This window comes from Kosakonia sp. S42 (assembly GCF_016624785.1).
Classification (GTDB): Bacteria; Pseudomonadota; Gammaproteobacteria; order Enterobacterales; family Enterobacteriaceae; genus Kosakonia; species Kosakonia cowanii.
Genome location: NZ_JACVTW010000062.1, coordinates 1 through 7917, shown reverse-complemented (window position 1 = coordinate 7917; position 7917 = coordinate 1). Strand labels below are relative to the sequence as shown.

5 protein-coding genes and 2 pseudogenes are annotated in these 7917 nt (G+C 53.7%); 3 read left to right on the top strand and 4 right to left on the bottom strand.

The genetic code is table 11. The features are described from left to right. Nucleotides 1-255: pseudogene (locus IAE50_RS25285) on the top strand (lytic transglycosylase); the annotation flags it as partial. Between the two features lie 33 nt (nt 256-288). Here the strand turns inward: IAE50_RS25285 and IAE50_RS25280 are convergent. Continuing rightward, the gene (locus tag IAE50_RS25280; protein ID WP_200581648.1) at nt 289-1110 is read right to left on the bottom strand and encodes a DUF932 domain-containing protein; all 822 of its coding nucleotides are present in this window, start codon (nt 1108-1110) and stop codon (nt 289-291) included. A gap of 21 nt (nt 1111-1131) precedes the next feature. Continuing rightward, complete coding sequence (locus tag IAE50_RS25275) at nt 1132-1428, bottom strand: hypothetical protein (protein ID WP_200581647.1); 297 nt, start codon at nt 1426-1428, stop codon at nt 1132-1134. 1068 nt (nt 1429-2496) lie between these two features. On the opposite strand from IAE50_RS25275, the pseudogene ltrA reads away from it, so the two are divergent. Together ltrA and IAE50_RS25265 are read left to right on the top strand one after the other, a co-directional pair. After that, nucleotides 2497-4164 (top strand): annotated as a pseudogene (ltrA, locus tag IAE50_RS25270) (group II intron reverse transcriptase/maturase). Between the two features lie 533 nt (nt 4165-4697). Further along, nucleotides 4698-6488, top strand: a complete 1791-nt coding sequence (locus tag IAE50_RS25265) for a reverse transcriptase/maturase family protein (protein ID WP_200581646.1) — start codon at nt 4698-4700, stop codon at nt 6486-6488. A 383-nt stretch (nt 6489-6871) separates the two neighbouring features. Here the strand turns inward: IAE50_RS25265 and IAE50_RS25260 are convergent, their stop codons facing one another. Next, nucleotides 6872-7189: a HigA family addiction module antitoxin gene (locus IAE50_RS25260; RefSeq protein WP_200581645.1), complete on the bottom strand. Its 318-nt coding sequence runs from the start codon at nt 7187-7189 to the stop codon at nt 6872-6874. Further along, nucleotides 7189-7470, bottom strand: coding sequence for a type II toxin-antitoxin system RelE/ParE family toxin (locus tag IAE50_RS25255; RefSeq protein WP_200581644.1), 282 nt, complete (start codon nt 7468-7470; stop codon nt 7189-7191). The genes IAE50_RS25260 and IAE50_RS25255 overlap by 1 nt, the downstream gene beginning before the upstream one ends. Nucleotides 7471-7917 lie beyond the last annotated feature (447 nt).

The following is a 7917-nucleotide window of genomic DNA, read 5'->3' as shown; positions in this document are numbered from 1 at the left end:
TGCGTCTGCGTTTACACCGGCGGATGGGTTCTTGCGCATAACTTCAGGTCATACGGAAAAAACTGGGACAGCGTGGGAATGTATAATACCGGGCCGTCGAAAAACCTGATCAAACAGCGACGGGCCTATGCCGGGGATATCAGAAATATTTACCGCATTCTGCTGGCCAGAAAATCCATACTGGCGCAGCGTTCTGTGCAGCAGGAAGAAACGCAGCTGACGGCAAAAATAACGCCTGAGCCGCTGAAAGACTGATGTAAAAAAACCCGGTTAACCGGGTTTTTTTATTCAGCTTTTCAGCCGGGCAAACTCTTCCGCCATTTTCCACAGCGCCTGGTTAAGTTTGATGTCGCCATCAATTCCGGTCACCGGTCGCGTCGTGGTTCGTTTTCCTTTCGCCGTTCTGCCACGCACGCCACCTTTGATCAGATTCTCCTGCACAATATTAAATGACGTCCACAAATCGGTTTCTTTGTCATACCAGGCGCGGGGCTGAATTATCTGCTCCGGGGTGACCGGCGATTTATCCTCGCCATATTTATATTCCAGCGCCATCGCGCCGAGCAGGCGACGTTCGGCGCTGTCGAGCTGGATGCTTTTCATTTTCTCCATATTGTCGGTGACGGCATCGAACACGCCCAGCACCTCATATGCCCCCTCGATAACCTGCGAAACAATATCCCCTTTGTGGGGCACGTTAATTTCGCCGAACGATTTCCAGCACACCAGGCCATTTGTGCAGACCTGACGGAAAATACCGGGGATCATTTTATAACTGCTGGAGCCATAATGGCTGTTCAGTAAAACGATTTCCGGCACCTCTGACCCACTGCCGTTATTTCCGCGACGCAGGCGAATCATGTGTTTGGTAAAATCCCGGCGTTCCGGATCGCGTACCCGTGACTGCCCGGCATAATACGGCTCGAATCCTTCCTCGCGCAATTTATCCAGCAGAGTAATGGTCGGAATACAGGTGTAGCGTTCAGAGCGTGACTCATGTTTTTCAACCGAAAATGCGCTCGGCACGACACGCATTAATTCATCGTTCGTTAACGGGCGGGTATTACGCATTGTGTTCGGGGCAGCATAACGGGTGGATAAGCGGACCATAATTTTCTCCTCAACAGTTAATCAGTCAGATAAAACACGAAATAAAGAATCGAGCGGCATGGCAGCCGCAACCGGCCAGCCATTTACAATCCAGATGACGCTGAAGTCCGGCACATCGTCCTGATATATGACGATCTCTTCCGCGCCAGCTGGCGGGTTAACGTCGTGGCGTTTCGCCCCAGGCATGTCATCAGTGACAGCAAAAACCCAGCAGAGAATGTCAGTGGCCTGGGCATCCGTCAGGGGCGTGTCTTTTCCCCCCATCTTCCTGGAAGATTCGGGAGCGGCGGTTTTGCCGTTGACGTTTCGTGTGTGCATCCTGGTTTTCTCCTCGTCGATGGTTAATCCATCTCCCTGGTGAGTTCTCTCGCGGCGAAGGGCAAAGGAGCGCCGGCAAGGGGAGGAAGGAGGGGGGCGGAGACAAAAGTTTTTGCGGCTGTTCGCAAAAAGTTTTGGCGGAGTGCATTTCACCCCCCGGATGACGACCCGACGGTGCTACGACCAGCCCTCCGCGTGAGAACGTCAGGGTGATGGTCACCGGCGTGCTGACAGAATGCACACACCCGACACGGCGGAACGGCGTGGCGACCTTAAAGCCCCGGCAACGCCGGGGCGGTGGACGCGGCGCGACCGGTACGGTCGCAGCAGGCGGTGCCCCTGACCTTCTCCATCGGACCCTGGCGGCAGCCCGAAACCCGAAGGGGTTCGGCGGAGACTGGAGCCCGCGCGCGGGCGACGGTCGGAGCAGGGCCGACGACCCGGCCGGTACGGACGGGGAGCCGAAGGTGACCGTGCGACAGGAAGTCGTTTAACATATTGTTTTACATTGATAAAACCAGCTATTCCATTAGCTGTAGCCTACCGGGATAGGCGTTGCTGGCAACGGCGAGGTCTGAAGCTTCCGGGACAACGAGATCGGGCGTCAGCCCGGGGAGGATCCCGTGAGGGAGCCTCCCTTGCTGCAAGCATCATGCAGCTGGATTGCAAGGCTGGTCAGAAGGGTTAACACATGTGAACTGTTGATAAACGCCGTTATCGGCAACAGGCCAAAGATGCTGAAAGGCCTGAACCAAAATGGGTACGAGATCTGGTTGCTCCACAGGGCCCCCCGGAGCACATGGACACAGAGATCTCCGGTGAATAGACAGAACCCGCCCTGACCTTTTGTATGTTAAACGGAACCTGGTAAACCCGCGCTGCCTGATGGCAGGTGAACCGTGAGGGACATTGTTGGCGGTGCGGGCATAGGAGGACGGAAAAAGCGAATGCCTGATGGTAATCATCAGGATACGGAGCGGATCATACTTCGACGCGAAAGCGGGCAGATTTCCGTCTGGTCTTTAACTGCATGAAATATTGTAAAACTTTCAACAGGATATCTGTGAGATGAATACACGCATCAGTGTGTCCACGATACCCCGCCCGGCAGGCAGGCACGCCATTGACTGGCGAGCCTGCCATGCCCGGGTGCGAAAGCTACAGCTACGGATTGCAGAGGCAACCCGACAGCAACAATGGCGGCGTGTCAGGGAACTGCAGCGCATTCTCACGCGTTCGTTCTCCGGCAAAGCCGTTGCTGTCAGGCGTGTGACTGAAAACACCGGGAAAAGGACGCCCGGCGTGGATGGCAAAACATGGAGCACCCCGGATGAAAAATGGAAAGGAATGTGCAACCTGAGTCTGCGAGGTTATAGACCACTACCGCTCAGACGCATACACATCCCAAAATCGAATGGCAAAAAGCGTCCGCTGGGCATCCCGACAACAAGGGACAGAGCCATGCAGGCACTGTGGCTGCTGGCACTGGAGCCTGTGGCAGAAACTACGGCTGACAATAACAGCTATGGTTTCAGGCCCATGCGCAGTACACACGATGCCATCGAGTCCGTATTTCACCGGATGAGCCAGAAAGTGTCGCCAGCATGGGTGCTTGAAGGTGATATCAAAGGGTGTTTTGACAACATCAGTCATGACTGGCTGCTGTCCAACATACCAATGGACAAGCGGATCCTCAGGAAATGGCTGAAAGCCGGATATATGGAAAAAGGCGTCTTCTGTCACACCGAAAGTGGAACTCCGCAGGGAGGCATTATCTCCCCTCTCCTCGCCAATATGGCACTCGACGGGCTGGAGGGAGAACTGATGCGTACATTCAGGAAGAGCAGACATTACGGGGCAAAACATCAGGTGAACTATGTACGCTATGCCGACGACTTCATATGCTCCGGGATCTCCCGCGAGCTGCTGGAGAATGAGGTTAAGCCCCTGATAGCTGCGTTCATGTAAAAACGGGGGCTTACGCTGTCTGAGGAGAAAACAGCGATAACGCACATCGAAGAAGGCTTCGACTTTCTGGGGCAGAACGTCATAAAATATGGTGGCAAGATGCTGATCAAGCCTGCCAAAAAGAATCTGAAAAACTTCCTGAGCAAAGTCAGAAGATTAATTAAGGGTAATCCGACGCTTCCGGCATGGAAGCTGATAAACCTGCTCAATCCGGTGATCCGTGGATGGGCTAACTATCATCAGCATGTCGTGGCCAAAGATATTTTTAATTACGTCGATACCCATATCTGGCGGGCAATATGGCAGTGGTGTAAACGGCGGCATACTCGTAAAGGCCGGCGTTGGGTTGCAGATAAGTATTTCACGTTCGGGGACCGACGCTGGCAGTTCAGCGCCGCGACCCCGGAGGGTAAAATGCTGCTTCTCACCCGGGCGATGGATACGCCCATCAAACGCCACATCAAGATCAGAGGGGACGCGACCCCCTATTCGCCCGGCATGGAAATCTACTTCGAGCGCCGTCTGGACCTGATCTGGACCGGGAAACTGAAGAAGATGAAAACCGTGGCGGCATTGTGTAAACGTCAGGGTAAGTGCTGCCCTCGTTGCAGGCAACTCATCACTAACCAGACAGGCTGGAATATACACCACCGGATCAGGAAGGTTATGGGCGGCAGCGACGACATGTCCAATCTTGAACTGCTACATCCCAACTGCCACCGTCAGTTACACAGCAGGGAGGCTGGTGTCCATAGCGGGCGTTTATAAAGGCTTGAGCGGTATGCGGGGAAACCGTGCGCCGTGAAAGCGGTGAATTGAATACCTGCTACAGGCAAGGAGGAGTTGGAAGAAATACTTCTGGGTCATCAGCCTTACCGGATGGTGAAAATCTTAAGGGACATGAGCATGGCTGAGAAGCGTGGAACCGGCGAACATACCAGACCGGTTGTCGCGCAAGACCCGCGCAATAAGGTTAAGCTGCATTGCCTGAACCCAAGACACCAGTGATGGAACGCGCACATCCACAGCCACGGTATGTAAGGGCTGTGTTGGCAGGACAGGTTGGTACAACTTTCGCCAACCGAAATCTTCCTCTTCCAAACGACGGTCAGCGAGACCGTTCAAGGTGTCGAAATGGGAACCTACGTTGTGCTAGTACGTTCAATTCATACGAACACGGGATCGCCTGTGGGCCGCGAGGCCTATGGTGACGGAGTGATCGTAGTAGTCAGCGATGGGGAAAGCCCATTACATGGCGAAGGATTACAGGTGTCTGACGACCTGATATTAAGGTAACCGAAATGGCAACAGCCGAAAATATACTGGCCGTCTATTCCGATCGTGGCAGGAGGCAACTGCCTCTGGAAGGAGTCTACCGGCAGCTTTATCGGCCGGACCTCTACCTGCGCGCTTATGGAAAGCTCTACCGTAATTCAGGGGCTATGACCCCGGGAAGTAACAATGAAACAGTGGACGCCATGTCGCTGGAGAAAATCGACAGGATAATCGACGTAATGCGTCGGGAAGCCTGGCGCTGGACTCCAGCAAGAAGGACGTATATTCCTAAAAAGAAAGGGAAACGTCCTCTTGGTTTACCAGCATGGTCAGATAAGCTGGTTCAGGAAGCTCTGCGTCTTTTGCTTGAGGCTTACTATGAACCGCGATTCAGTGCACTGTCCTTTGGCTTTCGTCCCGGTCGTGGCTGCCATTCCGCATTGCGGGAGATTACGCATAAGTGGCGGGGTGTAAAATGGTTTATTGAAGGGGACATCAAAGGATGTCTTGATAACATTGACCACGATGTACTGCTATCAATCCTTCGCGAATCCATTCATGACAACCGATTGATACGCCTCATGTCCAGTATGCTCCGCGCCGGATATTTTGAAGACTGGCGATATAACAAAACCCTCAGCGGAACCCCGCAGGGGGGAGTGTGCAGTCCGTTACTCAGTAATATCTGTCCGGATAAACTGGATCGCTTTGTAGAGGATGTTTTGCTTCCGAAATATAATCAGGGTGAACGTCGCAGAAATTATCCGCCATATAAGGCGCTACTTAATGCCTCAAGACATGCCGGGGACAAGGGTGAGTATCAACGGGCCAAAATGTTGCGCCTACAGGCACAACATATGCCGTCCCGTGACCCTGAAGATCCGGATTTCAGGAGGCTGTGGTATGTCAGGTATGCGGATGATTTTCTTTTGGGTTTCAGCGGCCCCAGACAAGAGGCTGAAGAAATAAAATGGGCAATTCGTCAGTTTTTGCATGATACGTTGAAACTGGAGATGTCTACGGAAAAGACATTGATTACACATGCCCGCACTGAAGCCGCTCGTTTCCTTGGTTATGAAGTAGTCACACTTGACGCTATGACCAAACAGGACCACCGGGGACAGCGCTGTATCAATGGTGCAGTACGTCTGAAAATTCCGGTAGAGGTAATCAGGCAGCAATGCCAGAAATACATGCGGAATGGGAAGCCCTCCCATCGGCCCGAACGCTTGTACAATGATGACTACAGCATCGTTGCACAATATCAGGCTGAGTACAGAGGATTTGTCCAGTATTACCTGATGGGATTTAATGCCCATCGTTTGTGGAATGTTCATCGGGTCATGCGGAAATCCTTATTGGGAACGCTGGCGAACAAACACAGAACAACGGTAAGCCGCATCGTCAGGAGTCTGAGCACTGAGGTTACGGTTGGTGATAAGACTATCAAAGCATTACAGATAGTCCGGCACAGAGGACAAGGAAAAAGACCGCTGGTCGCTACATTTGGCGGTTTGTCTCTGGCATGGCAGAAAGACACAGTGATCTCCGATAACCCGAAGCAGGTATTTAACGGGGTTCGCAGCGAACTGATATCCAGACTACTGGCTCAGGCCTGTGAATGCTGCGGGTCAAGTGATGGCCCTTTCGAAGTCCATCATATCCGCAAACTGAGCGATCTGAGTCAACGGGGCAGGAAAGAAAAACCAGGGTGGCTGAGGATAATGGCTTCACGACATCGTAAAACCTTAGTTGTGTGTCGGGAATGTCATCAAAATATTCACAGAACCAGACCCGTCCGGCATCGGAAAATATGACACTGGAAAGCCGGGTGAGATCGAAAGACTCATGCCCGGTTTGGGGAGGGGGCGTCCGGAAAAGTGCTGTTTAAACAGTAACTCGCTGGCGCTCTACTCTACTGCACGTACCGTTCTCAGGAGGCGGCGGCGCAGTAATGCGCTGCTGCTACCCGACAGGCTGTTGCTGTGAGCGTGATTTTATCGGTGGCAGGAGGAAAGAAAAATGGATCTTACAACGACCTGCGCTGGTTCAGTTTTACGCTTGCAAGGCACACGTAGCCTGGCGGGGATGTCCGGTGCGCGAGCACCGGCTTTTCCCGGCCCACAGGGTGGCAGTGTTGACTTCCGGGGCGTACAAAACCGCGCCAGAGGGCGCGGTGTGGGGGTAACTGTAGCGGCGTTTACTTGCCAGGCCGGTCCTGAGCAGAAGCCGTCATCACGCCCGGGTGCCGATGCACGCCAGAAACGTCCGTGGTCTCCCGAGCCTTGTGCAGGTCGCAGGCGGCCTGCATCGATAACCAGAGGCGCGCCGCAATACCCAGCCCCGCCTCAAGGCGCACCGCCATTTCCGGGCTGACCGACGCCTTACCGCTGGCGACCTTACTCAGCGCCGAGGCTGACACGCCCAGCCCTTTCGCCAGCACACGCAGGCCGATATTGTTATCTTCAATGTACTCGGTGATCAGACCGCCCGGATGCGGGGGATTGAACATGGTCATCAGTGGTAGTCCTCCAGGTTGAGAATGTAGGCATCACCGTCCGTAAATTCGAAGGTGATGCGCCAGTTAGCCCTGACCGTGATGGAAAACAAGTTTTTCCTGTCGCCCTTCAGGGGGTGAAAACGAAAGCCCGGATAGTTTCTGAATTCATCCGTCGAAACCGCCTCATCAATGACCAGCAGACGAAGCCTGATGCGTTCAGCGTCCTTTGCCTGTACGCCGCTGTTATCACCTTTTTCAAACAGCTTCTGTAATCCTTTGTGCTTCCAGCTTTTAATCACTTTTTGGCTCCGCGTTTCCTGTTGGGAAACATTATAACATATGTTTCTCCGAACGAAACACTCTGCGTTGTTATTTTTAACCGTCCCGGGAAAGGATGTTCCGGGCCGTCAGTTTGTTTGGCATCAGCCAGCGGTTTAAGCCCTTCTATGCGCAGTCCATGCGCAGCGATCGCAGGTGAATTTCTCCCGCCACTTCACAGGCGACGTCTCCGGCATACGGCTGCAGGGTTCCGCCCTGCCCGGTTCCCCGGAGGGGAACGCCCTTCCCGGCTTTTGCCGTTCAGGGCACGGACTCAGAAATCGTCTTCCTCTTCAGCATCGAAGTGATATTCCGCAGCTTTAATCAGCTCCGGCAGACCGTTACCCGCCGGGGAGATGATCCCCACCTGGTGGCAAAGGTGCATCATATCCGCCATAAAATCGACCATAACGCTTCCCACCGGCTCG